Origin of the sequence: Nocardiopsis sp. YSL2 (assembly GCF_030555055.1) — a bacterium.
GTDB lineage: Bacteria > Actinomycetota > Actinomycetes > Streptosporangiales > Streptosporangiaceae > Nocardiopsis.
On record NZ_JAMOAO010000001.1, the window covers coordinates 3,067,459 to 3,094,079 of the forward strand.

Annotated in this window: 24 protein-coding genes and 1 tRNA gene; 16 read left to right on the forward strand and 9 right to left on the reverse strand. The window is 70.1% G+C overall.

The window, feature by feature from the left end; all coding sequences use genetic code 11:
• Nucleotides 1-82: 82 nt before the first annotated feature.
• Nucleotides 83-156, reverse strand: a tRNA-Gly gene (locus tag M1P99_RS13530).
• A gap of 156 nt (nucleotides 157-312) precedes the next feature.
• On the opposite strand from M1P99_RS13530, the gene dcd reads away from it, so the two are divergent.
• From dcd to M1P99_RS13550, 4 genes are all read left to right on the forward strand, one after another.
• Nucleotides 313-903: a dCTP deaminase gene (dcd, locus tag M1P99_RS13535; RefSeq protein ID WP_304453009.1), complete on the forward strand. Its 591-nt coding sequence runs from the start codon at nucleotides 313-315 to the stop codon at nucleotides 901-903.
• A 425-nt stretch (nucleotides 904-1,328) separates the two neighbouring features.
• The gene (locus M1P99_RS13540; protein WP_304455683.1) at nucleotides 1,329-2,324 is read left to right on the forward strand and encodes a glycine betaine/L-proline ABC transporter ATP-binding protein; all 996 of its coding nucleotides are present in this window, start codon (nucleotides 1,329-1,331) and stop codon (nucleotides 2,322-2,324) included.
• A complete protein-coding gene (locus tag M1P99_RS13545; protein WP_304453010.1) occupies nucleotides 2,321-3,556 on the forward strand; it encodes a proline/glycine betaine ABC transporter permease in 1,236 nt (411 codons plus the stop codon). The genes M1P99_RS13540 and M1P99_RS13545 overlap by 4 nt, the downstream gene beginning before the upstream one ends.
• Before the next feature lie 49 nt (nucleotides 3,557-3,605).
• Nucleotides 3,606-4,538 (forward strand): glycine betaine ABC transporter substrate-binding protein, encoded by a 933-nt coding sequence (locus M1P99_RS13550; protein ID WP_304453011.1) that lies wholly within the window; start codon nucleotides 3,606-3,608, stop codon nucleotides 4,536-4,538.
• Between the two features lie 92 nt (nucleotides 4,539-4,630).
• Here the strand turns inward: M1P99_RS13550 and M1P99_RS13555 are convergent, their stop codons facing one another.
• Both M1P99_RS13555 and M1P99_RS13560 read right to left on the reverse strand, forming a co-directional pair.
• The gene (locus tag M1P99_RS13555) at nucleotides 4,631-5,245 is read right to left on the reverse strand and encodes a rhomboid family intramembrane serine protease (RefSeq protein WP_304453012.1); all 615 of its coding nucleotides are present in this window, start codon (nucleotides 5,243-5,245) and stop codon (nucleotides 4,631-4,633) included.
• Between the two features lie 428 nt (nucleotides 5,246-5,673).
• Nucleotides 5,674-6,147 carry a hypothetical protein gene (locus M1P99_RS13560; protein ID WP_304453013.1) on the reverse strand — a complete coding sequence of 158 codons (474 nt, stop codon included), beginning with the start codon at nucleotides 6,145-6,147 and terminating at the stop codon, nucleotides 5,674-5,676.
• A gap of 658 nt (nucleotides 6,148-6,805) precedes the next feature.
• Between M1P99_RS13560 and M1P99_RS13565 the strand changes: the two genes are divergently transcribed.
• The 5 genes from M1P99_RS13565 (at nucleotide 6,806) to dacB (ending at nucleotide 14,701) form a co-directional block, all read left to right on the forward strand.
• Nucleotides 6,806-8,506 carry an ABC transporter family substrate-binding protein gene (locus M1P99_RS13565; RefSeq protein WP_304453014.1) on the forward strand — a complete coding sequence of 567 codons (1,701 nt, stop codon included), beginning with the start codon at nucleotides 6,806-6,808 and terminating at the stop codon, nucleotides 8,504-8,506.
• A gap of 162 nt (nucleotides 8,507-8,668) precedes the next feature.
• Complete coding sequence (locus tag M1P99_RS13570) at nucleotides 8,669-9,679, forward strand: ABC transporter permease (RefSeq protein ID WP_304453015.1); 1,011 nt, start codon at nucleotides 8,669-8,671, stop codon at nucleotides 9,677-9,679.
• The gene (locus tag M1P99_RS13575; protein ID WP_304453016.1) at nucleotides 9,672-10,592 is read left to right on the forward strand and encodes an ABC transporter permease; all 921 of its coding nucleotides are present in this window, start codon (nucleotides 9,672-9,674) and stop codon (nucleotides 10,590-10,592) included. The genes M1P99_RS13570 and M1P99_RS13575 overlap by 8 nt, the downstream gene beginning before the upstream one ends.
• Nucleotides 10,589-12,760 carry an ABC transporter ATP-binding protein gene (locus M1P99_RS13580; protein WP_304453017.1) on the forward strand — a complete coding sequence of 724 codons (2,172 nt, stop codon included), beginning with the start codon at nucleotides 10,589-10,591 and terminating at the stop codon, nucleotides 12,758-12,760. The genes M1P99_RS13575 and M1P99_RS13580 overlap by 4 nt, the downstream gene beginning before the upstream one ends.
• 279 nt (nucleotides 12,761-13,039) lie before the next feature.
• A complete protein-coding gene (gene dacB / locus M1P99_RS13585) occupies nucleotides 13,040-14,701 on the forward strand; it encodes a D-alanyl-D-alanine carboxypeptidase/D-alanyl-D-alanine-endopeptidase (RefSeq protein WP_304453018.1) in 1,662 nt (553 codons plus the stop codon).
• A 180-nt stretch (nucleotides 14,702-14,881) separates the two neighbouring features.
• On the opposite strand, the gene M1P99_RS13590 is transcribed toward dacB, so the two are convergent.
• A complete protein-coding gene (locus M1P99_RS13590; RefSeq protein WP_304453019.1) occupies nucleotides 14,882-15,433 on the reverse strand; it encodes a TIGR03086 family metal-binding protein in 552 nt (183 codons plus the stop codon).
• Nucleotides 15,434-15,619: 186 nt separating this feature from the next.
• On the opposite strand from M1P99_RS13590, the gene M1P99_RS13595 reads away from it, so the two are divergent.
• Complete coding sequence (locus tag M1P99_RS13595; protein WP_304453020.1) at nucleotides 15,620-16,438, forward strand: helix-turn-helix transcriptional regulator; 819 nt, start codon at nucleotides 15,620-15,622, stop codon at nucleotides 16,436-16,438.
• 477 nt (nucleotides 16,439-16,915) lie between these two features.
• Complete coding sequence (locus M1P99_RS13600; protein ID WP_304453021.1) at nucleotides 16,916-18,223, forward strand: Ig-like domain-containing protein; 1,308 nt, start codon at nucleotides 16,916-16,918, stop codon at nucleotides 18,221-18,223.
• Between the two features lie 75 nt (nucleotides 18,224-18,298).
• Here the strand turns inward: M1P99_RS13600 and M1P99_RS13605 are convergent, their stop codons facing one another.
• The gene (locus tag M1P99_RS13605; RefSeq protein WP_304453022.1) at nucleotides 18,299-19,294 is read right to left on the reverse strand and encodes a helix-turn-helix transcriptional regulator; all 996 of its coding nucleotides are present in this window, start codon (nucleotides 19,292-19,294) and stop codon (nucleotides 18,299-18,301) included.
• A 68-nt stretch (nucleotides 19,295-19,362) separates the two neighbouring features.
• On the opposite strand from M1P99_RS13605, the gene M1P99_RS13610 reads away from it, so the two are divergent.
• On the forward strand, nucleotides 19,363-20,121 hold the full coding sequence (locus M1P99_RS13610; RefSeq protein ID WP_369696558.1) for an SDR family NAD(P)-dependent oxidoreductase: 759 nt from the start codon (nucleotides 19,363-19,365) through the stop codon (nucleotides 20,119-20,121).
• Between the two features lie 68 nt (nucleotides 20,122-20,189).
• Here M1P99_RS13610 and M1P99_RS13615 read toward each other — a convergent pair whose 3' ends face one another.
• From M1P99_RS13615 to M1P99_RS13630, 4 genes are all read right to left on the reverse strand, one after another.
• Nucleotides 20,190-20,432, reverse strand: a complete 243-nt coding sequence (locus M1P99_RS13615; RefSeq protein WP_304453024.1) for a hypothetical protein — start codon at nucleotides 20,430-20,432, stop codon at nucleotides 20,190-20,192.
• A gap of 435 nt (nucleotides 20,433-20,867) precedes the next feature.
• The gene (locus M1P99_RS13620) at nucleotides 20,868-21,602 is read right to left on the reverse strand and encodes an SDR family NAD(P)-dependent oxidoreductase (protein ID WP_304453025.1); all 735 of its coding nucleotides are present in this window, start codon (nucleotides 21,600-21,602) and stop codon (nucleotides 20,868-20,870) included.
• Nucleotides 21,603-21,668: 66 nt separating this feature from the next.
• Complete coding sequence (locus M1P99_RS13625; RefSeq protein WP_304453026.1) at nucleotides 21,669-22,235, reverse strand: NADAR family protein; 567 nt, start codon at nucleotides 22,233-22,235, stop codon at nucleotides 21,669-21,671.
• A gap of 53 nt (nucleotides 22,236-22,288) precedes the next feature.
• A complete protein-coding gene (locus M1P99_RS13630) occupies nucleotides 22,289-23,077 on the reverse strand; it encodes a dioxygenase (protein WP_304453027.1) in 789 nt (262 codons plus the stop codon).
• Between the two features lie 81 nt (nucleotides 23,078-23,158).
• Between M1P99_RS13630 and M1P99_RS13635 the strand changes: the two genes are divergently transcribed.
• The 4 genes from M1P99_RS13635 to M1P99_RS13650 all read left to right on the forward strand — a co-directional run bounded on the left by M1P99_RS13635 (nucleotide 23,159) and on the right by M1P99_RS13650 (nucleotide 26,611).
• Nucleotides 23,159-23,638 (forward strand): MarR family winged helix-turn-helix transcriptional regulator, encoded by a 480-nt coding sequence (locus M1P99_RS13635; protein WP_304453028.1) that lies wholly within the window; start codon nucleotides 23,159-23,161, stop codon nucleotides 23,636-23,638.
• 140 nt (nucleotides 23,639-23,778) lie between these two features.
• Nucleotides 23,779-24,222, forward strand: coding sequence for a DoxX family protein (locus M1P99_RS13640; protein WP_304453029.1), 444 nt, complete (start codon nucleotides 23,779-23,781; stop codon nucleotides 24,220-24,222).
• 199 nt (nucleotides 24,223-24,421) lie between these two features.
• A complete protein-coding gene (locus M1P99_RS13645; protein ID WP_304453030.1) occupies nucleotides 24,422-25,090 on the forward strand; it encodes a response regulator transcription factor in 669 nt (222 codons plus the stop codon).
• A 3-nt stretch (nucleotides 25,091-25,093) separates the two neighbouring features.
• A complete protein-coding gene (locus M1P99_RS13650) occupies nucleotides 25,094-26,611 on the forward strand; it encodes a HAMP domain-containing sensor histidine kinase (RefSeq protein ID WP_304453031.1) in 1,518 nt (505 codons plus the stop codon).
• Nucleotides 26,612-26,621: the final 10 nt, after the last annotated feature.

The following is a 26,621-nucleotide window of genomic DNA, read 5'->3' on the forward strand; positions in this document are numbered from 1 at the left end:
GGGCACGCGGCCCGTATGGACCCCAAGAAACGCGTTAGGCCAGGTGTTCGGTTTTCACCGATCTACCTGGCCTTTTGCTCTGTGGAGCGGATGACGGGAATCGAACCCGCGTTATCAGCTTGGGAAGCTGAAGTTCTACCATTGAACTACATCCGCGCGGCCTGCCCTTGGTACGGCTGGCAACGCATGTCATCCTAGCCCAACTCCGGGCCCGGTGGGCAAGTCGGCGCCGGGACGCGCTCCCGCGCCGCTTCCACGCGCTCGCGAGCCCGGCCCACGACGGGGTGTTCTCGCAGGCGGTAAGTTCGGAGCGTGCTGCTCTCCGATCGCGACATCAGGTCCCACATCGACTCCGGACGTGTCCGGATCGACCCCTTCGACCCCGGGTTGGTCCAGCCGTCGAGCATCGACGTTCGACTGGACCGCTTCTTCCGGGTGTTCGAGAACCACAAGTACCCCCACATCGACCCCTCGGTCGAACAGCCCGACCTGACGCGGCTGGTCGAGACCGACGGGGACGAGGCCTTCATCCTCCATCCCGGCGAGTTCGTCCTGGCGTCCACCTACGAGGTGGTCAGCCTTCCCGACGACATCGCCAGCCGGCTGGAGGGCAAGAGCTCCCTGGGGCGGCTCGGTCTGCTGACCCACTCCACGGCCGGGTTCATCGACCCCGGCTTCTCCGGGCACGTGACCCTGGAGCTGTCCAACGTGGCCACGCTCCCGATCAAGCTGTACCCCGGGATGAAGATCGGCCAGCTCTGCATGTTCCGGCTGTCCTCCCCGGCCGAATTCCCCTACGGTTCCGCCGGATACGGGTCCCGCTACCAGGGACAACGCGGGCCGACTCCTTCGCGGTCGCACCTGAACTTCAGCCGGACACGCGTCGCCGCGGAGACGGACTGAGGTCTGGAGCTCAAATGGACCTTACGGTATGATCATGCTTTGACACGTTCTGTCTCTCTGTGCGCCTGTTTCACAACTGTGACCCGGATAACCCTAAAATGGTCTGTGGTATAGATCACAAAATGGCGCTTTCGAGCCCCGCCATCCGGTGTCACAAGTCGGCGGACGCTTCTTACGGCAAGTAAACATGTTATCTGCTAGTGACATTGTGTCTGACCTGTGCGTTCTCATCTCGGTAGGGTGGCGCCCCGACGTGAACCAGGTAGCGGTCTCGCCCTGAACAGGGGCGCGCCAGGGGGCTCTGCGCACACCGCTCACCTGAGACAACCGCGGGTAGCAATGGGGCTGACAAGGGTCGTCCCGCTGTGTCCCGCGGCCGGGACAGCCCCATAGAGGAGACCGTGCCAGCAGTACGCGCAGACAACCTGTACAAGGTGTTCGGACGACAATCGGCCGCCGCCGTCGAGCGGCTCGCCGACGGCAGCCACCGGGACACCATCGCCGACCTCGACGTGACGGCCGCCGTCATCGATGTCTCGTTCGAGGTCGAACCGGGCGAGATCTTCGTCGTCATGGGCCTGTCCGGATCGGGTAAGTCCACCCTGATCCGCATGCTCAACGGCCTTCTGGACCCCACCGCGGGAACGGTCGAGGTCGATGGCGTCGACATCACCGCCCTGAGCAAGAAGGACCTCCTCAAGCTTCGCGGCGAGAAGGTCAGCATGGTCTTCCAGCACTTCGCGCTCCTGCCGCACCGGACGGTGCTGGAGAACGCCGCCTACGGTCTGGAGCTGCGCGGCCTGTCGCGCGCCGACCGCGAGGCCAAGGCGCGGGAGACCCTGGGGCTCGTGGGCCTCGGCGGCTGGGAGGACAAGCTCCCGGAGCAGCTCTCGGGCGGCATGCAGCAGCGCGTCGGCCTGGCCCGCGCACTGGCCGCGGACACCGAGATCATCCTCATGGACGAGGCCTTCAGCGCGCTGGACCCGCTGATCCGCCGCGACATGCAGACCCAGCTCCTGGAACTCCAGGAGAGCCTGGGCAAGACCATCATCTTCATCACGCACGATCTCAACGAGGCCATGCGCCTCGGTGACCGCATCTGCGTGCTGCGCGACGGCCGGGTCGCCCAGGTCGGTACCGCTCAGGAGATCCTCAGCGAACCGGCCAACGACTACGTCGAGCGCTTCACCGAGGACGTGGACCGCACGCGCGTGCTGACCGCCGCATCGGCGCTGGATCCCGCGGTCACGCCGGACGACGGTCTCGCACAGGTCGGCGCGGACACACCCATCGCCGACCTGTACGCCGAGATGACCACGGCCGACCGCCTGCGGGTGGTGGACGGGGACGGCGGCGTGCTGGGGGTGGTGACGCGCACCTCCGTGCTCGCAGCCCTCTCGGCCGGGAAGGAGACCTCGTGACACCGATCGACTTTCCGCCCACCCTGCCGCTCGGCGTCGGCTTCGAAGCGCTCAACCGCTGGCTGAAGAGCAGCTTCGGCTGGTTCTTCGACGCGGTCGGAGAATTCATCAGCTGGGCCGTGGGAGCGCTGTCGGGCTTCTTCGTGGAGCCCGCGGCCGGCCAGCTGGCCTTCATCGCCGCGGTGATCATCGCCGCCCCGCTGCTGCGTGTGCGCCGGGTCCCCCTGCTGGCGATCGTGGGCGCGGCCTCACTGCTCTACGTCCTGCAGTGGCTGTTCCTCTTCGGCAACCTGGTCATCAACAGCCTGCCGCCGCAGCTGTTCCTGTGGGCCATGGCGCTGTTCGACCAGAACGGTGTCGACGCCTACTTCTGCATCTCGCTGCTGTTCCTCGTCGCGGTGACGGTGCTCGGCGCCATGGAGCAGCGCACCCGCACGCGCACGGCGGTGGTCGCCGGCGGCTGGCTCGTCACGGTCCTGCTGGGGTGGCTCGTCCTGCCCATGCTGGTCGTCGCGCCGCTCTCGCTGGTCATGATCCTGCTGTTCAGCCTGCTCGCGTACACGATCGCCGGCTGGCGGATGGGTCTGTTCGCGGTCATCGCGCTGACCCTGGTCGCCTCGGTGAACCAGTGGGCCAACGCCATGGACACGCTGGGCCTGGTGCTCGTGGCCAGCCTCGTCGCCGTGGTCATCGCGATCCCGATCGGCGTCCTGGCCGCCTACAACACCACGGTCAGCAAGATCGCCAAGCCGGTCCTGGACCTGATGCAGACGATGCCGGCGTTCGTCTACCTGATCCCGGCCATCTTCTTCTTCTCCATCGGTTCCGTGCCCGGCGTCGTCGCCACCATCGTGTTCGCCATGCCGCCCGGTGTGCGCCTGACCGAGCTCGGCATCCGGCAGGTCGACAAGGAGCTGGTGGAGGCGGGGGAGGCCTTCGGTGCGCCGACCCGACGGATCCTCACCGGTATCCAGCTGCCCCTCGCCCTGCCCACGATCATGGCCGGCGTCAACCAGGTGATCATGCTCAGCCTGTCGATGGTCGTCATCGCGGGCATGGTCGGCGCCGGCGGCCTGGGCAACCAGGTCTACCAGGGCATCTCCCGCAACGACGGTGCCCTGGGCTTCGAGGCCGGCATCGCGGTGGTCATCCTGGCGATCTTCCTCGACCGGCTGACCGCGGCGGTCAGCAGCAACTCCCCGCAAGCGCGTGCCGGACGCTCCAGTTCGTGACACCGCCCGACGTGACCGAAGCAGATTCCCGACGGAAGAGTGAGGAACCATGAACAAGCGTTTCGCGAGTTTCGCGGCCCTCGGCCTGAGCAGCGTGCTGATGCTGACCGCCTGTGGCAACGACGGGGGCAGCGGCCTGGCCGACGGTCCCGAGGAGGAAGAGGGCGCGGGTGGCGGCGAGATCAGCATCGCCCTCATCCCGTGGGAGGAGGACATCGCCGCCACGAACATGTGGAAGGTCCTCCTGGAGGAGAAGGGCTACGACGTCACGGTCACCGACCTGGACGTGGCCCCGGTCTTCCAGGGCGCGGCCAACGGCGACGTCGACCTGTTCCTGGACACCTGGCTGCCGGTCACGCACGCCGACTACTGGGACGAGTACGGCGACCAGCTGGAGGACCTCGGCTCCTGGTACGACAACGCCAAGCTCACGCTGACGGTGCCCACCTACATGGAGGACGTCAACAGCATCGAGGACCTGCCCGACGCGGCCGGGGACCTCGACAACCGCATCGTCGGCATCGAGTCCGGCTCGGGCCTGGTGCGCGTCACCAAGGAAGAGGCGATGCCGGGCTACGGGCTGGACGAGGACTTCGAGCTCATCGAGTCCTCCACGTCCGCGATGCTCGCCGAGCTCGACTCCGCCTACCAGGAGGAGGCGCCGATCGTCGTCACCCTGTGGCGGCCGCACATCGCCTACGCCCAGTACGACCTCAAGGACCTCGAGGACCCCGAGGGCCTCATGGGCGACGCGGAGAGCATCCACGCGATCGGCCGTGAGGGCTTCGCGGAGGACTTCCCCGAGGTCGCCGAGTGGATGGGCGAGTTCACCATGTCCGACGACGAGCTCGGTGAGCTGGAGCGTCTGACGCTGGACGAGTACGAGGACGACCCGGAGGAGGGCGCTCGCGTCTACCTCTCGGAGAACCCGGAGTTCGTCGAGCGCACCCTGGGCGACGCCGCCGAGGGCGTGGAGTTCTAGGACAGGGTTCCGATCCTGCGTCGTGACCGACGCGGACGGGCCGTCTCCCCGCGGGGAGACGGCCCGTCCGTCATGTGTGGGGCACGTGTGCCTCAGGGGGCGTAGTAGCCGCCCTGGGCCCCGTTGTTCCACTGGTTGATCTGGCGCGGCTTCTCGCGGCGGGGCAGCAGGTAGGCCGCGAGCAGGCCGCCCATGAACCCGAACAGGTGCGCCTGCCAGGAGACGCCGGGGTACTGGGGCAGGACCCCCCAGATCATCGTTCCGTAGAAGATGATCACGCAGATCATGATGACGATGTCGACGGTCTTGCGCTCGATGATGCCGCGCAGGACCGTGTAGCCGAAGTAGCCGAAGACGAGTCCGCTGGCGCCCACCGTGATCGACGGGGGAGCGGTGAACAGCCACACGCCCACACCGCTGACCACGGCCACGATCAGCGTGGTGAGCAGGAACCGGCTCAGGCCGCTGAAGGCCACGAGCGATCCGAGGACCAGGAACGGCAGCGAGTTGCCGACCAGGTGTGCGAGGTTGCCGTGCATGAGGGGCGCGGTGAGCAGGGTCCAGGGCGCGTCGATGTCCCACGAGCGCAGACCGAACTCACGGTCGAGGTCTCCACGCAGCATGAAGCTGTCGATGATCTCGAAGACCCACATGGCCGCGAGCATCCCCGCGACGGTGAGGATGGCGGTGATTCTGGAGCGGTTCACGTCATCGAGGGTAGAGGACCCGACCTTGTGGCGGTATGCGCGTGGGGCGTGTGGGGTGGTTTTGTCCGATGTGATGCGCGTCTGGTGGGTTGGTCGGGGATGATCCGCTCAGCCCGTGCCGAGTTCCGGACATGCTCACAGTGTTTCAACCGCGACCGAAAGGAAGGGTCAGGGGGAGTCGGAAGTCGCCGCCTGGTCGGACGCGGCCCCGGCGACGCGACCGGGTACCGCTTCCGGTTCACGATCCAGTGCTCAGGGTGTGGGACCGAAACCGGGCGGGAGGGCACGTCCGTCCACGGGCCGCGCGGGGCGGCGCCCCGGCACCGCCACCCTTCGGCGCGCGGCGGGCCGTCGGCGGGTGCGGAAACCGGTGTTCACGCCGGTCGAGGCGCAGAGGCACCCAGGCCCGGCCGCGCGTTCCGCCCCGCTCAGGCGGACAGCGAGCGCTTGCGCGGGGGAATGCCGGCCATCGCCATGAAGGACTCGACCTTGGCGGGCTTGGTCATGCCGGTCAGCGGCAGGTAGGTACGCGAGGAGCGGCGGCTCTGCAGCGACGGGAAGCGCTTGGGGCGCCCCGCTGTGTCGCAGAGCCCCAGCGAGCGGATCCGGCCTGGCAGCACGTAGTAGGAACCGATGTCGTGGAAGGGGACGCTCACGACGTACCGGCCCCGCTCGTAGCGGAACTCGCCGTCGGAGACCTCCAGCACGGGGACCCTGATCAGGTGGCCGTGGACCGCCAGGGCAGTGCCCATGGCGGCGATCAGTACTCCGAGCGTGATGTTGGCCCAGTGCGTTGGATCGGCGGCCAACGCCACGATACCCAGGACCACCAGTGCGTAGCCAGCCCACAACTCCACGTGTTTGCGGCCTGCTGGGCAGACCAGGCGGACTGTATCGGACACAGAACATGCCTCTCTCGTGGAGATCTCACGGGGGCGGCGGCTGTCGCCGTTGGAAACCCTATCGGCTCTGAGGGCACGGCTGCGTGGTTTCGGACAGGTCGATGTGCGTGCTTCGTCGCGTGGTATGTGCGGATTTAAGTCCTCTGTCTTCTTTGTCGGGTAATTCTGCTTATCATCCGAAGATCCCATGTATTCAGATGTCTTCGGGGTGACCCTCCCCGCCGGGGAGTCCGCGCCCGCCTCGTCCGCTGAAGCGCTTTGCGGCGACCCGCCTGCTTCTCTCTGCGTAGCGGCGTGTGTGGCCTTTGTAGTTAAACGCCGTTTACTTTCTCGAATGTTCTTCCAGTGGCATGGATGGGCATACCCGCTCATTCCGGTGCGACCGAATCCGGGGTCGGTGTGCGGGCCGGCGGGGTGCTCCGTGGCCTGCGCGGATGCGCGTCGCTCATTCGTATAACGAATGCGTGTAGCACGTGTGAAGTAGTCGGGCGCCGATGGCGGCGAACCGGTTGCGGCTCGGTCACGAATCCGGCAGTAGGGCTATACAGACATTTCACCCACTGGTCTTCTAGAGCACTAATCGCCTAAGTTCGGCGGGTATGCGCGAACCAGGCAATCTGCGCGCGTTGGCTGCGATAAGTGATCAAGGGTGTAACTGATGCACAAACGAAGGAAACTCCTGGCGCTCGGCGCGGCGGGCGCCTCCGCGATGATGGTGTTGACCGCCTGCTCTGGCGGCGGAGGCAGCGATGCGGAGGGGGAGAAGGAGGTCACCTGGGTGATCAACAGTCTTCCCGCCGCGTGGGCGAGCATCAGCTCCGCCGGGGGCAGCGTCTACACGATCCAGACGCTCTCCGGTGTGCTCCCCTACACGGGTCAGTGGCAGCCGGACGGTACCTACGAGTACAACATGGACGTCCTCGCCGAGGAGCCCACGCTCATCAACGACGACCTCGACGAGGGGCCGTTCCAGTACAGCTTCACGCTCGCCGACGACGCGGTGTGGAGCGACGGTGAGCCGATGACCGGTGAGGACATCCGCGTCAGCGTGATGATGTCCGCCTCCCCGGACTCCGGATACTGCACGACCTGTGACTCCAGGGGCGGCACCACCGCCGACATGGTCGAGGAGATGGAGGTCGACGGCAAGACCATCACCTTCACCCTCAAGGAGGGCCTGGCCGACGCCGAGTGGATGAGCCAGGTCGACGCCCACAGCACGGGCGGCGGCTTCTACCCGGCCCACCTGGCGGAGGAGAACGGCTGGGACGTCGACGACCCCGACCAGCTCGGCGAGTTCTTCACGTGGCTGCACGAGACCCGGCCCGAGTGGTCCGGTGGTCCGTACATGATCACCGACGGCGACCTGGAGAACCAGGTCGTCAAGGAGCCCAACCCCGAGTGGTTCGGCGAGGCCCCCAAGCTCGACCGCATCATCATGCCGTTCAACACCGACGAGAGCACCTTCGTTAACGCGATCAACAACGGTGAGATCGACGGCGCCAACCCCGCCCAGTACTCCGAGGACGTCATGCAGGAGCTGGAAGGGCTCCAGCAGGTGAGCCTCTCCGTCGGCGAGGGCAACATCTGGGAGCACGTCGACCTCAACCTCGAGAACGAGTGGCTCGAGGACGTCGAGCTGCGCCGCGCGATCTTCACCGCGATCGACCGCGACGACATCGCCAGCCGCAACTTCGGCGCCGGCTACCCCGAGTACGAGCTGAAGAACAACCACGTCTTCGGCAACGACAGCCAGTTCTTCACCGACGTCATCGGTGACTCCGGCCAGGGCACCGGCGACAGCGACGCCGCGATCGAGATCCTCGAGGACGCGGGCTACGAGCTGGACGGCGACACCCTCACCCTCGACGGCGAGCAGGTCGGCCCCCTCCGTCTGCGCGCCACCGACACCCAGACCCGCAGCACCTCCCTGCAGCTCATCCAGGCGCACCTCGCCGAGATCGGCATCGAGGCCGAGATCGAGGTCATCGACGACCTGGGCGGCGTCCTGTCCGAGCAGGACTACGACATCATCCAGTTCGGCTGGAGCGGTACCCCGTACTTCACCACCGCTCCGGAGCAGTACTGGCACAGCGACAGCGGCAGCAACTTCGGCAAGCTCTCGAACGACGAGGTCGACGAGCTCGTCGAGGCCGTGGGCGGTGCGGCGAGCCAGGAGGAGGCCGCCGAGTACGCCAACGAGGCCGCCGCGCTGGTGGTCGAGGAGGCCTACGTCCTCCCGATCATGCACGAGCCGAACTACTTCTTCGTGAACGACCGGGTCGCCAACATCGAGGACAACCTCCAGTCCAGCTACCGCGCCACCTACAACATCGGCGAGTGGGACCTCGCCGAGTAACTCGGCGCAGGCCCTCCCGTCAACGCCACCGCCCCGGCGGCGTTGACACGGGGGAGGGGCACCCTCAATGGCCGCTTTCGGCGCAGTGCCCCCTCGGGCCCGGGTGCGGGACATCCTCCCGTGCCCGGGCCGGTCCTCGTTCACCCCTGAAGGATCACACCCATGCTCGTATACACGGTGCGGCGCGTCCTGGGCGCGATACCCGTCCTCTTCCTCGCCTCCGTTCTCACGTTCGTCCTCATCGACGTCTCCGGAGACCCCCTCTCCGACCTGCGCATGCAGCAGCCGCCGCCCGACCCCTCGGTCATCGAACTCCAGGAGGAACGCCTCTACCTCGACAGGTCGATGCCCGAGCGCTACTGGCTCTGGATGACCGGGATCGGGGGCAATGGAGACATCGGCCTGCTCCAGGGGCAGTTCGGCCCCTCCACGCAGAGCGCCACCTACGACATCGGCGAGAACATCGCCGACCGCCTGGGCGTCACGCTGCGCCTGGTGACGGCCGCCATGGTCTTCGCCCTCGGCCTGGCGGTCCTGTCCGGCGTGATCAGCGCCATGCGCCAGTACTCCAAACTCGACTACACCCTGACCTTCGTGGGATTCCTGGCCCTGGCCATGCCGACCTTCTGGTTCGCCGGGATCATGCAGCAGGCGGGGGTGGGCTTCAACGAACTCGTCGGAGTCCAGGTCTTCGCGACCATCGGCGACGGCACCTACCAGGCCCAGGGGCTCGACACCTGGGGGCGGTTCATGAACGCCCTCGCCTACATGACGCTGCCCACGATCGTGCTCATGCTGACCAGCTTCGCCTCGTGGAGCCGCTACCAGCGGACCTCGATGCTGGAGGTGCTGAACAGCGACTACGTCCGCCTGGCCCGTGCGAAGGGGCTGCCCAACCGCGTCGTCATCCGCAGGCACGCCCTGCGCACCGCGCTCATCCCCCTGACGACCGTGGTCGCCGTCGGCATGGCCGGGATCATCGACGGCACGGTGCTCACCGAACGCGTCTTCCAGTGGCGCGGCCTCGGCGAGTTCTTCATCGCCGCGGTGGAGGCCAACGACTCCTTCGCGCTCATGGCGTGGCTGATGCTCAGTGGCACCGCCGTCATCGTCGCCAACCTCATCGCCGACCTGCTGTACGGCGTGCTCGACCCGAGGATCCGCTTTGAGTGAGAACAGGGCGCCCATCGCCACTCCCAAGGCCGACGCCGAGAGCGTCGGCGGTGCCGAGCGCACACAGTTGCAGATGATCACCCGCCGGTTCCTGCGGCACCGGCCGGCGATGATCAGCCTCGTCCTGCTCGTCATCATCACGCTCGTCGCCTTCGTGGGACCCTACGTGTGGACCTGGGACCACCTGGTCCACCGGGAGATCCCGCCGAGCGTGCCGCCCAACGCCGATCACCCCTTCGGTACGACGACGGCCGGGCACGACGTGCTGGGCCAGCTCATGCGCGGCACCCAGCAGACGCTCAAGGTCGCGTTCACGGTGTCCATCCTCGGCACGGTCGTCGGCTCCCTCTGGGGCGCCACCGCCGGCTACTACGGCGGCCGGATCGACGCCCTCATGATGCGCGTCGTGGACGTGTTCATGATCGTGCCGCTCCTGGTCATGGTGGCCGCCATCGCGGGCAGCGTGCGCGGCGGGACCACCTGGTACGCGGTCGCGCTGATCATCGCGATGTTCTCCTGGGCCCAGATCGCCCGCGTGGTGCGCGGCGTCGTGCTGTCCCTGCGCGAACAGGAGTTCGTGGAGGCCGCCAGGGCGGCGGGGGCCTCGCCCGGCTGGATCATCGTCCGCCACCTGCTGCCCAACGCCGCCGGTCCGATCATCGTCGCCGCGACACTGCTGGTCGCCGTGGCGATCCTGCTGGAGGCGGGCATGTCCTTCCTCAACTTCGGTATCCAGCTCCCCGACATCTCCCTGGGACAGATGATCGGCGAGGCGCGGACCGCGGCGTCCACGCGCCCCTGGCTCTTCTACCCGCCGGGTGTGCTGCTCGTGATCATCTGCCTGACGATCAACTTCATCGGCGACGGGCTCCGCGACGCCCTGGACCCGCGACAGGCGGTGGGACGGCGATGAACCCGACGGACCACACGAGCGACGAGAAAGACGAGAGAGCGGTCACCGTGGCACACGACGACGTGGTGCTGGAGGTCCGGGACCTCAGCGTCACCTTCCCCTCCGACGACGGGCCGCTGCCCGCCGTCCGCGATGTCTCCTACGTCCTGCGCAGGGGTGAGGCCCTGGGCATCGTGGGCGAGTCGGGATCCGGCAAGTCCGTCACCTCCATGGCGATCATGGGCCTGCTGCCCCCGAACGCCAAGGTGACCGGCTCGGCCAGTGTGCTGGGGCAGGAGATCGTCGGCCTCACCGACGCCCAGATGAGCAAGGTGCGCGGCAACCGGATCGCGATGATCTTCCAGGACCCGCTCACCTCGCTCAACCCCGTGTACACGGTGGGCTTCCAGATCGCCGAAGCCGTGCTCGCCCACCGCAAGGTGACCAAGCAGGCCGCGATGGACCGGGCCCTGGAACTGCTGGAGATCGTCGGGATCCCCAGCCCGCAACAGCGCCTGAAGCAGTATCCGCACGAGCTGTCGGGCGGTATGCGCCAGCGGGTGGTGATCGCCATCGCGATGGCCAACGAACCGGACGTCATCATCGCCGACGAGCCGACGACCGCGCTCGACGTCACCGTGCAGGCGCAGGTCCTGGAGGCGCTGGACCGCGCACGCCAGGAGACCGGGGCGGCCCTGGTCCTGATCACCCACGACCTGGGCGTCGTGGCGGGGCAGGTCGAACGGGTCGGTGTGATGTACGGCGGCCGCATGGTGGAGATGGGGCCCGTGGAGGAGGTGTTCTACCGTCCCCGCATGCCCTACGCCCTGGGGCTGCTGGGATCGCTGCCCCGGATGGACGAGGACCGGCACGAACGGCTGACTCCCATCAAGGGCACTCCGCCCGCCCTGCTGGCGATGCCCAAGGGCTGTGCCTTCTCCCCGCGCTGCCCGATGGCCAAGGAGATCTGCCACGAGGAGGAGCCCCGGCTGCTGGCCACCGACGAGCACGGGGAGCGTGTCCGGGTGCCGGAGGGCGACACCACCGCGCACGTCGCCGCGTGCCACTTCAGCGACCAGTTGGGGGAGTCCGGCCCGGACGACCTGTTCCGGTCCGCCGGGACGGACACGACGGAAGAGGGCGAGTCGGATACGGCCGTTGCCGGGGAACGCGGCGGGGGCGAGGCCATCGTCGCCGTCACCGACCTGGTGAAGAACTTCCCGGTCCACTCCAAGGGGTTGCTCAAGCGGCGGATCGGTGAGGTGCAGGCGGTCTCGGGGATCTCCCTGGAGCTGCGTGAGCGCGAGACCCTGGCCCTGGTGGGCGAGTCCGGCTGCGGCAAGTCCACGACGGCCCGGCTGATCCTCCAGCTGATCAAGCAGACCTCCGGCGCGGTCCACTACATGGGCAAGCCGCTGCACACCCTGTCCGCGCGCCAGATGCGCCCGCTGCGCCGCGACCTCCAACTCGTCTTCCAGGACCCGTTCGCCTCGCTGGACCCGAGGATGACGGTCGCGGACATCATCGCCGAGCCGATGCGCATCCACGGTCAGCGGGGGCCGGACGCGCGCAAGCGGGTGAAGGACCTGTTGGCGCTGGTGGGGCTCAACGCCGAGCACAGCTCCCGCTATCCGCACGAGTTCTCGGGCGGGCAGCGGCAGCGGATCGGCGTCGCGCGCGCCCTGGCGCTCAACCCGAAGGTGCTGATCCTGGACGAGCCGGTCTCGGCCCTGGACGTGTCCATCCAGGCGGGCGTGATCAACCTGCTGGAGGACCTCCAGGAGGAGCTGGGGCTGTCGTACCTGTTCGTCTCGCACGACCTGTCGGTGGTCCGGCACATCGCCGACCGGGTGGCGGTGATGTACCTCGGCAAGATCGTGGAGACGGGGACGACGGAGCAGATGTTCCGCGCGCCCGCGCACCCGTACACGCAGGCGCTGATCTCGGCGATCCCGTTCCCGGACCCGGTGAAGGAGCGCACGAGGGAGCGGATCATCGTGACGGGCGACGTGCCGAGTCCGTCCGATCCGCCGTCGGGCTGCCGGTTCCGGACCCGGTGCCCGAAGTTCGCGGGGCAGTTGAGCGAGGCCGAGCGCGTGCGGTGTGTGGAGGAGCCGCCGGAGCTGCTGGACCGGGGGACAGGCCACCTCGACGCCTGCCACTACTCGCAGGTGGTCGAGCTGATCTGAACCGGACCGGCCGTGGCCGGTGCAGCACGGTGAGGGCGCCGGGGGAGAAGGCCGTCAGGCCGGTTCCCCCGGCGCCCTCGTGTGCGGGGGCGCGGGTGTGCGGTGGCAGGCGCGGTGGCGGTGGTCCGGTGCGTGGGCGGGTGAACAGCGGTTTCGTGCCGCGGCGTGCACATGTGACCCACATCACGGCGCGCCGGGTGAACGTGGGAAAGGCCCGTACCCGATGGGATTCGTGTAGGTTCTTGCCGCGCATACGTGCCTGATCCCCCGAGGAGATCAATGTCTGCCACTCCCCGACCGACCCCCGCGACCCGGAGGAGACGGGGTGAGAGGAAGCGAGGATGGGCGTGGCTCTCGGCCACCGCACTCGTCACCGTGCCGCTCCTGCCCCTCTCGACGCTGGCGGCCGGGCCGGTCCTCGCCGACACCGTGGAGAGCACCGACGACGCCGCCCGGCTCGACGAGCTCCGTGCCGACATCGACGCGCTGCTGGAGGACCCCTCGCTCGAAGGGGCCGTCTCCGGTGTGGTCGTCACCGACCCCGACACCGGTGAACGGCTGTACTCGCGCGATGCCGACACCCAGCTGCTGCCCGCCTCCAACCTGAAGCTGTTCAGCACCGTGGCCGCCCTGGAGGTCCTGGGGCCCGACCACACGTTCGGTACCGAGGTCGCGGTGGAGGAGGGCCCGGACTACGGCGGCTCCGTGACCGACCTCTACCTGGTCGGCAACGGTGACCCCATGCTCTCCGAGGCCGACCTGGACGCCCTGGCCGCCGACGTGGCTGAGTCGGGCGTCACCACGGTGACCGGCGACCTGTACGCCGACGACACCTGGTTCGACGACCAGCGCCAGGTGGACGACTGGGACCCCACCGACGAGCCGTACGCGTACGCGGCGCAGATCTCGGCGCTGACGCTGGCGCACGGGGAGCGCTACGACACCGGCGTGACCGAGGTCGAGGTGGCGGCGGGCACCGAGGGCGAGCCGGTCGAGGTCGACCTGGGCCTGGCCGAGGGGTACATGGAGCTGGACAACCAGGCCGTGACCGGTGCCGCCGACAGCACCGACACGCTCTCCATCACCCGTCCCCTGGACACCAACACGATCGCCGTCACCGGTTCGCTGCCCGAGGGCTCCCAGCCGGTGACCAGGGTCCGCACGGTCGACGAGCCGGCCGCGTTCACGGCGCACGTCTTCGAGCGGGCCCTGGAGCGGCACGGCGTCGAGGTCGAGGGAGACGTGGACCTGGGGGCGCTGCCCGAGGGCGAGGGGCCGGTGGTCCTGGGCGACCACGAGTCCCCGACCCTGGAGGAGACCCTGGTCCCGCTGCTGAAGTTCAGCAACAACATGCACGCGGAGATGCTGGTCAAGGGCATCGGCCGGGAGGTCGCGGGCGAGGGCTCGTGGGAGGCCGGGCTGGCCGGGACCCAGGAGGCGCTGACCGGGCTGGGCGTGGACACGGGCGACATGCGCATGCACGACGGCTCCGGCCTGTCGCGCGGCAACCTCGCCACCGCGTCGAGCGTCGTCGACCTCTACACGCAGGTGCGGGACGAACCCTGGTTCGAGGCGTGGCACGACTCCCTGCCGGTCGCGGGCGACCCCGACCCGTTCGTGGGGGGCACGCTGTCCGGGCGCATGGGCGACACGGCCGCCGAGGGCGTGGTGAGCGCGAAGACCGGAACGCTGTCGGGCGTGAGCGCCCTGTCCGGGTACGTGCACGGCGCCGACGGCGACGATCTGGTGTTCAGCGTGATCAACAACGGGCACACCGGTTGGGCGCCGTGGGGCGTGCAGGACGCGGTGGCGGCGCGGCTGGCCGAGTACATGGGCCACACGGGCCCGGTGCGCACGCTCGCGCGCGGCGGGGCCGAGGCCCCCAGCACCGCTCCGGCCGGAAGCGGTGACCTGGAGTGCACGTGGGTGGAGGCCTGCTGACGGCCACTGGGCCGCTGGGGTCGGACCGGTGAGGACGCCCCGCTGACCGGCCGACCGGATGTGCTGTCGGGGCCGCGCGAGGACGCCCTCGCGCGGCCCCCGCCTTGTCCACACCCTGTGGACGGGGCGTGCCGGGAGCGGGCATCCGGGAACCGGGAGCCGGGCCGGGCCGGGCGCGCGCTACCAGGCCCGGCGGCCGAGAAAGGCCAGGAACCGGGTCTGCTCGTCGGCGCCGTCCGGCGGGGTGAGCTCGGGTCCGCACACGCCCTCTCGGCGCAGGTGCGGGCCGAACACCCTGGTCGCCTCGCGTGCCCAGGCGATGTCCGCGGGATCGATCCGCTCGTCCTGGCCGGTGGCGCGTGCCAGGTCCCAGCGGTGGGTGATGAGATCGAAGTTGAGGAAGCGGTCGACGGCCTCGGCGAACGTCGTCCGGCCGAAGAATCCGTCGAACTCGGCGCCGGCGCGCTCGGGGTCGTCCAGGTCGGCCTGGACCACGACGCGGGCCGCGTCCCAGGCGGCCGACGGGTCCTCGGCGACCGACGGGATGTCGCCGAGATCGCGGCCGACCAACCGCAGGAACATGCCCTGGGTCTCCACCACGTGGGCGACCACGTCGCGGGCCGTCCACCCCTCGCAGGGGGACTCGGACGACCAGCGGTCCCCGGGGACGGCCGCCACGGTGGCGGCGAAGTCGTCGGACAGACGGGCGTAGCGGGTGGCAATGTCGCTCATCGCGCTCTCCTGGTCGTGTTCACCGGGTGGGGAGGTCCAGATTCACCCATCCTGGAACGCGCCGTCTTGAACAAACGCGACACGGGAACGCGTGTTCGTCACGCGCGCCCTGACCTGGACGGTCGGGGACCGATCCGGCCGCCGGGTACCCGGAACGGGCCGTCGGACACGTTCTAGGCTGGGAGTGTGGATCCCCTTCCCGTGGACGAGGACGCGCGCGGCATCATCGACCCCGGCGCCGGGCTGACCCGGTTCCGGCTGGACCGGTCCGCGCCCTCGGAAGGCCTCGCCCGGTTCGTGGACCGCTACTGGGTGGCCTCCTGGGACCTGCCCGAGGACGAACCCTTCACCCAGCAGGTGTTGGCCCACCCCGTCGTGAACGTCGTGTTCGCCGGGGGCGGGGCCGCCGTGCACGGACCGACCACGCGGCTCACCTCGCGCCGCCTGACGGGGACCGGGTGGGCGCTCGGGGTGATGTTCCGGCCTGCCGGATTCCGGCCCTTCCTCGGCCGTCCGATGAACGGGATCGTGGACGCCGTCCTGCCGCTGGGCGAGGTGTTCGACGGGGCCGAGTTCCGGCAGGACGATCCGACGCGGCTGATCGCCGACGTGGACCGCTACCTGGCCGCGCGCGTGCCCGCCGACCGCCACCCCGCCGAGGACACCATGGACGTGGTGGAACGCGTCGCGGCCGACCCGACCGTCGTGGGTGTGGCGCCGCTGGCCCGGCGCGAGGGCATGGGTGTGCGCCTGCTCCAACGCCGCTTCGCCGACCACGTCGGGCTGGGCCCCAAGACGGTGATCCGCCGCTACCGGCTCTACGAGGCGGCCGAACGCGCCCGCAGGGGCGGCGTGATGGACTGGAGCGGCGTGGCCGCCGAACTGGGGTTCAGCGACCAGTCGCACCTCACCCGGGAGTTCACCTCGGTCATCGGTGTTCCGCCCGCCGCCTACGCGGCGCGCAGCGGTGCCGCGGCGGGCTCACGGCCGGTCGCGGGGTCCTGACCGAGCCGTCGCGGGCGGGGTTTCGGACGGACGGTGTGGCCTCAGTGGTGCATCCGAATGCGCGTAGAATGGCCCGACGTACCCCACGACCTCGACGACTCAGTGGACGGGCGCTCCTCGGCACTCGACCCCGACCGCCCGCGGTCGTCCCACCCCGCGCGCCGTCTCCCCATCCGTACCGTCCTGCGGCCGGGAGGGCAGAGCGCGGAACCGAGTCGGGCCTCCTCGCCCCGGGCGAGACCGGCCGCACGGATCGAGTGGAGTACGAACACATCATCCGGCCCCCGGGGCCGGAACGGGTTCCCCCGGGTTGTATCGTCGGCGGTTCGGTTCCCCTGACCACGGGCCGGCGGCGACCGGGATAACCGCTTGATACCGATGCGCGGGATTTCAGAACCATTTCCGGTTCCGTGCGTCTTAACTGCTATGGACGTATGGCGTCGGACACGGCTCAACGGAAAACACGGAGGTCCAGACGTGAGGGGCATCACCCACCCGACGACGGTGCGCCGGTTCGGCGTCGCGCTGGCCGCGCTCGCGCTGGCCGCCACCGCCTGCACCTCCTCTGGGGGCGAAGCGGAGACGCAGAGCAACACCGCCGCCCCGGAGGACACCGATCCCGCCGAGCTGGCCATCACCCCGGATGACGGAACCGAGCAGCTCGCGCCGAACTCCCCCATCCAGGTCACCGCGGAGCACGGTGTCATCACCGACGTCCAGGTCGACCAGGTGGTCCCCTCCGAGGCCGGGGTCGAGGGCGGGGAGGCCGCCGAGGACCCCTTCGAGATGACCGGTCGGCTCAGCGAGGACGAGACCGAGTGGACCAGCGACTGGGCCCTGACCCCGGGCGCCGAGGTCGTGGTCACCGCCACCGCCGCCAACGCGGCCGGCGAGGAGACCGAGCTGGTCCACGAGTTCACGACCCTGCCCGCCACTCCCGGCATGAAGCTGGAACTGGCGTCGAACTTCCCGAACTCCGGTGACACGGTCGGTGTCGGTATGCCGGTGGTCATCAACTTCGACCTCCCTGTGGCCAACAAGGAGCAGGTCGAGAACTCCATGGAGGTCACGGCCGAGCAGGACGTCGACGGGGCCTGGAACTGGGTCTCCGACCAGATGGCCGTGTTCCGCACCGAGGAGTACTGGGAGCCGTACCAGAACGTCACCGTCGACCTCCACCTCGCCGGTGTCGAGGCCTCCGAGGGCGTCTACGGCGCGCGCAACTACCAGATCGACTTCGAGGTCGGTCGCGAGCTGATCGCGACCCAGCACGTGCCCGACCACGAGATGGAGATCACCATCGACGGGGAGCACGAGCGCACCCTGGACGTGAGCAACGGCATGGGTACCACCCGGGCCTACACCACCACCTCCGGAACGCACGTGTTCATGGAGCGCTACCGGCACCTGACCATGGACTCGGCGACGCTCGGCGTGCCCCCGGACTCCCCGGGTTCCTACCGGGTCGACGTCCAGTACGCCATCCGCACCTCCAACAGCGGCGAGTTCATCCACGAAGCGGACTACAACCCCAGCATCGGCTCCGCGAACACCTCCCACGGCTGCACCAACATGCGGTCGGAGGACGCCCGGTGGATGTTCGAGAACATCCTGATGGGCGACGTCCTCGACACGACCGGTACCGATCGGGAGATCGAGTGGAACAACGGCTGGGGCTACTGGCAGAAGTCCTGGGACGAGTGGCTGGAGGGCAGCGCCACCGGTGAGCCGCAGGCCACCGACGGCTCTGGCACCCCCGGCTCCGTCTTCGGCGAGACCGAGTAGGCCGCCCGACGCGCGCACGAGGGGCGCTGGGAACCGCGAGGTTCCCGGCGCCCCTCTTCCGTGTGCCCGGGGCCGTCAGAGCGCCTCGGACACGGTTCGGAGCCGTTGCGCGTGGACGAAGTCGCCGGGTCCGCACGGTGCCCGGAACTCCGGCTGCGGGGCGTCGCCCGGCCGGTCCGCGGAGGGGCCCGCCGATTGGGCGTACAGGTGGCGCATGGCCTCCTCGGTCGGCGAGCCCGGCTCCGGGCAGTACATCATCACCCGCTGGTCGGTGTCGGGTACGAGCAGCACCTGGCAGGCGAACTCCAGGGTGCCCAGGCTCGGGTGGTGGATCCGCTTGGCGAATCCGCGGCGCTCGTGGACGTCCATCGACGCCCACAGGTGCGCGAACCGGGGTGAGGAGCCCAGCAGGGTGGTCACCATGCGGGCGATGTCCCGGTCGCCCGGGTAGCGGGCGTAGGCCGCGCGCAGGTCGGCCACGGAGTAGCGGCTGAAGTGGTCGGTGCTCGCGTCGGCCCACTGGGGGTCGTCCTCCGGCAGCGAGAACAGCCACTCGATGATGTTGCGCCGGTCCTCCGGCAGAGACGACACGTCGCCGATGAAGTGCGGCGCGAGGCGGTTCCAGGCGAGCACGTCGTACTTGGCGTCGAGGACGTAGGCGGGGGTGGTGGTGAGGTTGGCCAGCAGGTGGCGCACGCCGTCGGTGATGCTCCGGTCGGGGGACCGGACGGCCGGCGGCTCCGTCCCGGCCACCCGGAACAGGTAGGCGCGTTCGTCGGCACTGAGCATCAGGGCGCGAGCGAGCGCGGAGAGCACCTGGCGGGACGGATTGGGGCCGCGCGCCTGCTCCAGGCGCACGTAGTACTCCACGGACATCCCGGCGAGCTGGGCGACCTCCTGGCGGCGCAGCCCGGGTGTCCTGCGCCGCGCGGTCTCCGGCAGACCCGCGTCGGCGGGGCCGATGCGCGCCCGGCGGTCGCGCAGGAACGCCGCGAGTTCGGTGCGGTCCACGGTCGGGGCCTCCTGTCCGTCGGTGACCTCCAGAGTGCCGTACCGGCGGCCGTCTGACACTGGTACAGCCGATACCAGCCTCGACGGGTCTCTCCCGCCGGAGGGCGGCGGCCACCACGATGGGGCCCATGAGCGAACACACGAAGGTCGCCCTCGTCACTGGGGCGAACAGGGGAATCGGATTCCAGACCGCGCGGCTGCTGGGTCTGGAGGGCATGACGGTACTGGTGGGCACCCGGGACGCCCAGCGCGGGGCGGAGGCCGAACGCGCGCTGCGGGAGGAGGGTGTCGACGCGCGCGTTCTGGCGATCGACATCACCGACGCCACGAGCGTCAAGGCGGCGGCCGCCCGGGTGGAGGAGGAGTTCGGGCGACTCGACGCCCTGGTCAACAACGCCGGGATCGCGCTGGGCTGGGGCGGGATGGGACGGTCGGACACCGACCAGTTCCGCGAGGTGCTGGACGTGAACGTGGTGTCGGTGGTGCGGGTGACCGACGCCTTCCTCCCCCTGCTCCGCCGGTCCGAGGCCGCCCGGGTGGTCAACGTGTCGAGCGAACTCGGCTCGATCGCGTCGCTGACCCACCCCGAGGACCCCTTCAAGGACGTCGAGATGGACGCCGCCTATCCCGCGTCGAAGGCCGCGCTGAACATGGTGACCGCCCTGTACGCCAAGGCGCTCGCCGGGACGCCGGCCAAGGTCAACGCGGCCAACCCCGGGTACTGCGCCACGGACATGAACGGGCACTCCGGCCCCCGCTCGGCCGAGCAGGGCGCCCGCGTGAGCCTGCACCTGGCCACGCTGCCGGAGGACGGCCCGTCCGGTGTGCTGTGGGGCCACCTGGCCCTGGCACAGGACCCGGACACGTACGGGGTCCTGGACTGGTAGGAGGGGCAAGGTCCCACAGGGGCCGCCGGGCACCGCTCCGCGCGGCCCCACGGGTCACCCGGGGCCGGTCACCAGGCGCGCACGCCGCCGACCGGGGCGGGCAGGCGCTCGTTGAGCCAGGTCCAGGTGCCGTCGTTCTCGGTGAAGCGTCGCTGGACGCGCTCGACGTCCGTCAGCGGGTTGGCGAACACCTCCTGCCACTGCCCGGCGCTGTGCTCCTCCAGGTAGAGGCTGCGGGCGTCGGTGCGCATGCGCACCGCCTGGAGGGTGTGGGAGGAACCGTCGCTCAGCTGAATGCGGTAATAGGCCATGGGAATCCCCTGGGTGATCTCGTCCTGTCGAAAGGAAGGACGGTGCCCGGCACATCGATCAGCGCGAATATCGCGCTCGAAGGAACGTTTTCCTGGGGTGCGCGCAGCCGTCGGTCGGCGCGCGCGAGTGCCTGTGGTGCTGGGGCACCGTGCTGTCCGCGATTTCGGACTCTACTCCTGCCAGGGGGCGGCCGGGTGCGAAATCCGGGTGTACGTCACGGGAATTCTGTTGCCGTTTCACGCGAGTCGGTGGATTTCGACTTTATCTCGGACTTTCCCTCCCGTCTCCCACCATCGCCCCCACGGTGCGCTGCGCGGAGGGTGGGGGCTTCCACCCTCAACGGTGAGCCTTCGGCTCCGGTCCCTTTCGCTCGTTTCGCGCCCGCCCCGCGGTGGCACCGCCGCGGGGCGCGGGTGGTGTCGCCCGTGGTTCGCTCAGGCGTTGATACCGCCGTCGACGTGGATCTCCGTGCCGGTCACGAACCGGCCGCCCGGGCCGACCAGGTGGACCACGGTGTCGGCGATCTCCTCGGCGCGCCCGAAACGGCCGAGCGGGACCAGGGAACGGATGCCGTCGGGGTTCGGGCCGTCGGCCGGGTTGGCGTCGGTGTCGATCGGCCCCGGGCTGAGGAGGGTGACGGTGATTCCCCGCGGTCCCACTTCGCGGGCCAGACCGCGGGTCATACCCAGGAGCGCCGACCTGCTCATCGCGTACAGGGTGAGCCCCGGGAAGGGGACATACTCGGTGACATTGCTGCCGATGGTGACCACGCTGGCGCCCTCGCCCATGTGGCGCAGTGCCGCCTGGGTGGTCCGGAAGGGGACCTTGACGTTCACCGCCAGGACCCGGTCGAGTTGGGTGACCTCGTCGGAGGGCACGAAGGGGACGGAAGCGGCGTTGTTGACCAGGATGTCCAGGCCGCCGAGGGCCGCCACCACACGGTCGACGGCACCGGCCGCCTGGACGGCGTCCCCGTTGTCGGCCCGCAGGGCGACGGCCCGCCGCCCGGTCGCCCTGATCTTCTGCACGACCTCGGTCGCGGCGGCCTCGTCGCTGATGTAGGTGATGGCGACGTTGGCCCCGGCTTCGGCGAGCCGCAGCGCGACCGCCGCGCCGATCCCTCGGCTGCCGCCGGTGACCAGTGCCGTCCTGCTCTCCAGTTCGTTCATGTGTTCCAGGTTGGCGAACCCGGGAATCCCGTGCTGGCGGAAATCCGACGCCTCGTTCGGCCCCGTTCAGCCGGTGGCGAGGCGGTGGCGGGCCTCCATGAGGGCGAAGCCGAGCAGGTTGGCCCCCCGCCAGGCCCCGGGTCTCTCCGCGTTCTCGTCGCGCGCGCTCATGCCGATCCCCCACACCTTGTCGCGCGGGCTGGCCTCGACCAGGACCCGTCGCCCGGTGCCGAGCAGGAAGTCGCGTAGCCGCGGATTCTGTCCGAACTTGGCGACGTTTGCGCGCACCACGATCTCGAACCGGGCGGCCTCCCAGACCTCCTGGTCGAAGTCGCGCACCTGGCGGCCGAGCACCTTGGCGTCACGGGGGTGGCCCGCCGCGACGATCAGCTCGGCGGCCGCGTCGTCGCCGAACAGGCGGGCCTTGCCGGCCATCATGTAGTGCTCCGCCGTGGCGTAGGTGACCCCGTCCACGGTGAACTCGGCCGACCACCACTGGGAGAGGCAGGAGGCCGACACGCCGCCGGACACCGGGGGTCGGTGGCCCCAGAAGAGCAGGAACTTGGCGCGTTCCCGTGCCAGAAGGAGTTCGCTCACGGATCGGGCGTCCGTGGGGTGGGTGCCGTGGGACATGCCGTGATTCTGGCAGGAAGCACCGACGTTCCCACACTGGTTTTCGGGCGCGGTCAGTCGAACTGGAACGAGCGCTTGGCCATGCCGTGCCAGTACCCGTCGACGGTGGACCTCGACCGGTCGTGCGCGTCCAGGCTCGCCCCGAGTGCGACGAACAGCGGCGCGAAGTGGTCGCTGCGCGGGTGGGCCAGCGACGCCGCGGGCGCCTTGTGCTCGAAGTCCAGGAGCGCGTCCACGTCGTGGTCGAGCACGGTGCGGTGCGCCCAGTCGTCGAACTCCGACGACCAGGCGGGCACGTCCCCGTGCGCCGCGGGCGACATCTCGCGCAGGTTGTGCGTGGTGAACCCGCTGCCAACGATGAGTACGCCCTCCTCGCGCAGCGGTGCCAGGCGCCGGCCCAGGTCGAGCAGCTCCGCGGGGTCCAGGGTCGGCATGGAGACCTGGAGGACGGGGACGTCGGCGTCCGGGTACATCTCCTTGAGCGGGACGTACGCGCCGTGGTCCAGGCCGCGGGACGGGTCCTGGTGGACGTGTCGCCCGGGCCCGGAGACGAGGGCGCTGACGCGCTGGGCGAGTTCCGGCGCTCCGGGGTGGGCGTAGGTGACCGCGTAGTAGCGTTGCGGAAAGCCCCAGAAGTCGTAGGTCAGCGGCGCCGCGTCCGTCGTCGCGCCCACGGTCAGCGGGGCGTCCTCCCAGTGCGCGGAGACCATGAGGATCGCGCGGGGCCGGGGGAGGTCGGCGGACCAGGCGGCGAGTTCACGGGTCCACTCGGTGTCGTCGGCCAGCGGCGGCGCTCCGTGGCTGAGGTAGAGGGCCGGCATGCGCTGTGGACGCGTCTGCATGGAAGCCTCCGGGGCTAGGATCTCTTGATGTCTGACCAGAACATAATTGAACGCTCAAATATTTCGGAGGGGCCGGGCCCGATGGCCGACACGAGGTGGCTCAGCGACAGCGAGCAGGAGGCCTGGCGCACCTTCATGGCCGCCGTCCGTCTGATGGAGAGCGCGCTGGACCGCCAGCTCAGGCGGGATTCAGGGCTGCCGCACGCCTACTTCCACGCGCTCGTGGTGCTGTCGGAGGCGCCGAACCGCGAGATGACGATGACGGCGCTGGCGGAGAGCCTGCTGTCGTCGCCGAGTCGGCTCTCGCACGCGGTCTCCCGGATGGAGGCCGACGGGCTGATCCGCCGGTACAAGCGCCCGGGTGACCGGAGGACCACCGTCGCCGCGCTGACCGAGTCCGGCCTGGCGACTCTGCGCGAGGCGGCGCCCGGTCACGTGGACGAGGTGCGGCGGGTGGTGTTCGACCCGCTCACCGACGAGCAGGTCGACCGACTGCGGGAGATCTCGGCGGCCATGCTCGACGCGCTGGGTGCGGAGTCCCCCACGCCCTGGAGCGCCTGACCCACGGGCGCCCGTCGTGGCGAGGAACACGCTGAGTATCCGTGGCGTACGCTTTAGTATGTAGCTTCCTGGGAAAAGATTGCGCTCTCAACAGTGCTGACTCGCCTCCCGGGACACCCGCTCACGGAATGGAGAACCCGATGACCGACCGGTCACTCCGGATCAGCGACGTCACGGCCCTGCTCGCCAGGATCGTCGTCGGCGCCACCTTCGTCGCCCACGGCCTGGACAAGGCCGCCGACCTGGAAGGGACCGCCGGGTTCTTCGGCTCGGTCGGGATCCCCTTCCCCGAGTACAGCGCCCTGCTCGGCACCGGGGTCGAGATCATCGGGGGTGCGCTGCTCATCCTCGGCCTCGTCCTGCCGGCGGCCGGCCCGGTGCTCGCCGCGCAGATGGCCGTCGCCATCGCGACCGTCCACGCGGGCCAGCCCCTCGTGGGCGGCTACGAGCTTCCACTGGTCCTCGGTGCCGCCGCCCTCGCCCTCGGGTTCGCGGGCGGGCGCTTCGCCCTGGACCGCCTCCTGCCCTGGGGCCGAACCCGCACCCGCCCTGACGCCGAGGCCGCGCCCGCCGGGAACTCCTGACCCCGGCGGTACCGCCGCCCCACGCACCGTCGTCGGCCGCCCGAGCACCGGGCGGCCGACTCCCGCGCGCGCGGTTCCGGTCGTCCGGTGGCGGCGACGGTTCGCGTCGCCCGTCTGCGAGTCGGAAGAGGGAGGGCCACGTGCGCGGACGTCCCCGACGCGGCGCCGGACCCATCCTGAGTCGGCCTACGATGCTGGCATGCGGATACTCGTGGTCGAGGACGATGACCGGGTCGCGCGCGGGCTGGTGACCGCGTTGCGGTCGGCGTCCTACGACGTGCAGCGGGTGGCCACCGCCGAGCGGGCGCTGGAGGCTCCGCCGGCGGACGTCGTACTCCTGGACCTGGGGCTGCCCGACCTGGACGGGATCGACCTCCTGCGTCGGCTCCGCGACCGCCCCCAGACCGCCATCATCGCGGTCACCGCGCGGGGTGAGGAGCGCGAGCGGGTGCGCGGACTGCGGGCCGGCGCCGACGACTACGTCGTCAAGCCGTTCGGGGTGGCCGAACTCCTGGCTCGGATCGACGCCGTCCTGCGGCGGACGCGGTCCGCGCGGGCCGAGGCCGACGAGGGCGAACCCGCGGTGTCGGTGGGACCGCTCACCCTGGACGTCGACGCGCGCGAGGCACGGGTGGGGGACCGGGAACTCAGGCTGACCCGCAAGGAGTTCGACCTGCTGGTCCTGCTCGCCCAGCGCTCGCCCGCCGTGGTGGCGCGCGACCAGATCCTCGACCAGGTCTGGGGCGCGTCCTGGGAGGCGTCCTCGCGGACCCTCGACACGCACGTCGCCTCGCTGCGGGGCAAGATCGGCCAGGACGTGCGCATCCGGACCGTGCGCGGTGTCGGCTACGTCCTGGATCGGGCGTAACCCGTGATCCGGCGACTGCTCATCCTCCTGCTGCCCGTGGCGTTCGTGCTGGTGGCGGCGGTCGCCGTGCCGATCGGTACGGTCATCGCGCACCAGCGCACCCAGGACGTGTACGTCGACCGCCTGGCGGACGCGAGCCGCTTCGCCTCGCTGGCGCGCACCGCCCTGGAGGCCGGCCGCGAGGACACCCTCGCCCAGGAGCTCGAGCGCTACCGGGAGCTCTACGACACCCCGGTGGCGGTGGTCTCGCCCGCCGAGGAACTCGTGGTGGGCTCCGAACCGCCCGGGCATCTGCGGGAGATCGTGGAGTCGGCCGGGGAGGTCAGCGCCGTGCGGCTGGCGCTGGCCGGGGAGCGGCCCGGGGCGCCGGCCACGGTGTGGCCGTGGACGACCGAGGCCCTCGTGGTCGCCGAGCCGATCGGACGGGACAGCGAGGTCGAGGGCGCGATCGTCGTGGCCGTCTCCCCGGAGGGCCTGGGCGCGTCCGTCCTGCGTTCCTGGGGGTGGCTCGCGCTCATCAGCCTGGCGCCGCTCGTGCTGCTGGCGGCGGCCGCCATGCCGCTGTCGCGATGGGTGCTGCGCCCCATCGGCCGCCTGGACGCGGCGACCACCGCCGTGACCTCGGGCGACCTGGAGGTGCGCGTGGACGCCGAGCGCGGCCCGCCCGAGCTGCGGCGGCTCACGGAGTCGTTCAACACGATGGTCGCGGTCGTGCGCGGCGCCCTCGAACGCCAGCGGTCGTTCGTGTCCGAGGCCTCCCACCAGCTGCGCAACCCCCTGGCGAGCCTGCGGCTGTCCGTGGAGAACCTCGCGCCGCACCTGACGACGGACGAGGCCAGGGAAGCGCACGCCGTCGCCGTCGACGAGACCATGGTGATGCACCGGATGCTCAACTCGCTCCTGGCGGCCACGCGCCTGGAGAGCATCACCGGCACGGACGCTGTGGAGGTCGCCGCCGTGATCGACACCCGTGTGTCGCGCTGGCGCGCCCTGGGAGACGCACGCGGCTTCACGGTGGCGACCGACGTTCCCGCCGGGGTGTGGGCGCAGGCCCCCGCGGGCGGTCTGGGCAGCATCCTGGACGAACTGTTCAGCAACGCCATCCGGCTGTCGCGCGGCTCCCGCGTCGAGATCCGGTTGCGGCCGGAGGGTGCGGACGACGTCAGGCTCCTGGTCCTCGACGACGGCGAGGGGCTGCCGACGGAGGAGAGGGAAGCCGCGCTCGCCCGGTTCTGGCGGTCTTCGCGGCACCAGAACACCGAGGGCACCGGTCTGGGGCTGGCGATCGTCGCCGACCTGGTCCGCCAGGCGGGCGGCCGGCTGGCACTGGAGGAGGGGCTGCGGTCCGGGGACCGGCGGGGGTTCGGCGTGGTGATCACCCTGCCTCGGGCCGAGGCACGCGACGGCGCCGACGACACGGATGACGCGGACGGCGACGCGGCCGAGCACGCTCACGGGGAGGCCCGGCCAGGGGACGGCGACGAGGACGGTCCGGGCGGGGTCGACCGGCCGCGGCGGTGAGCGCGCGGTC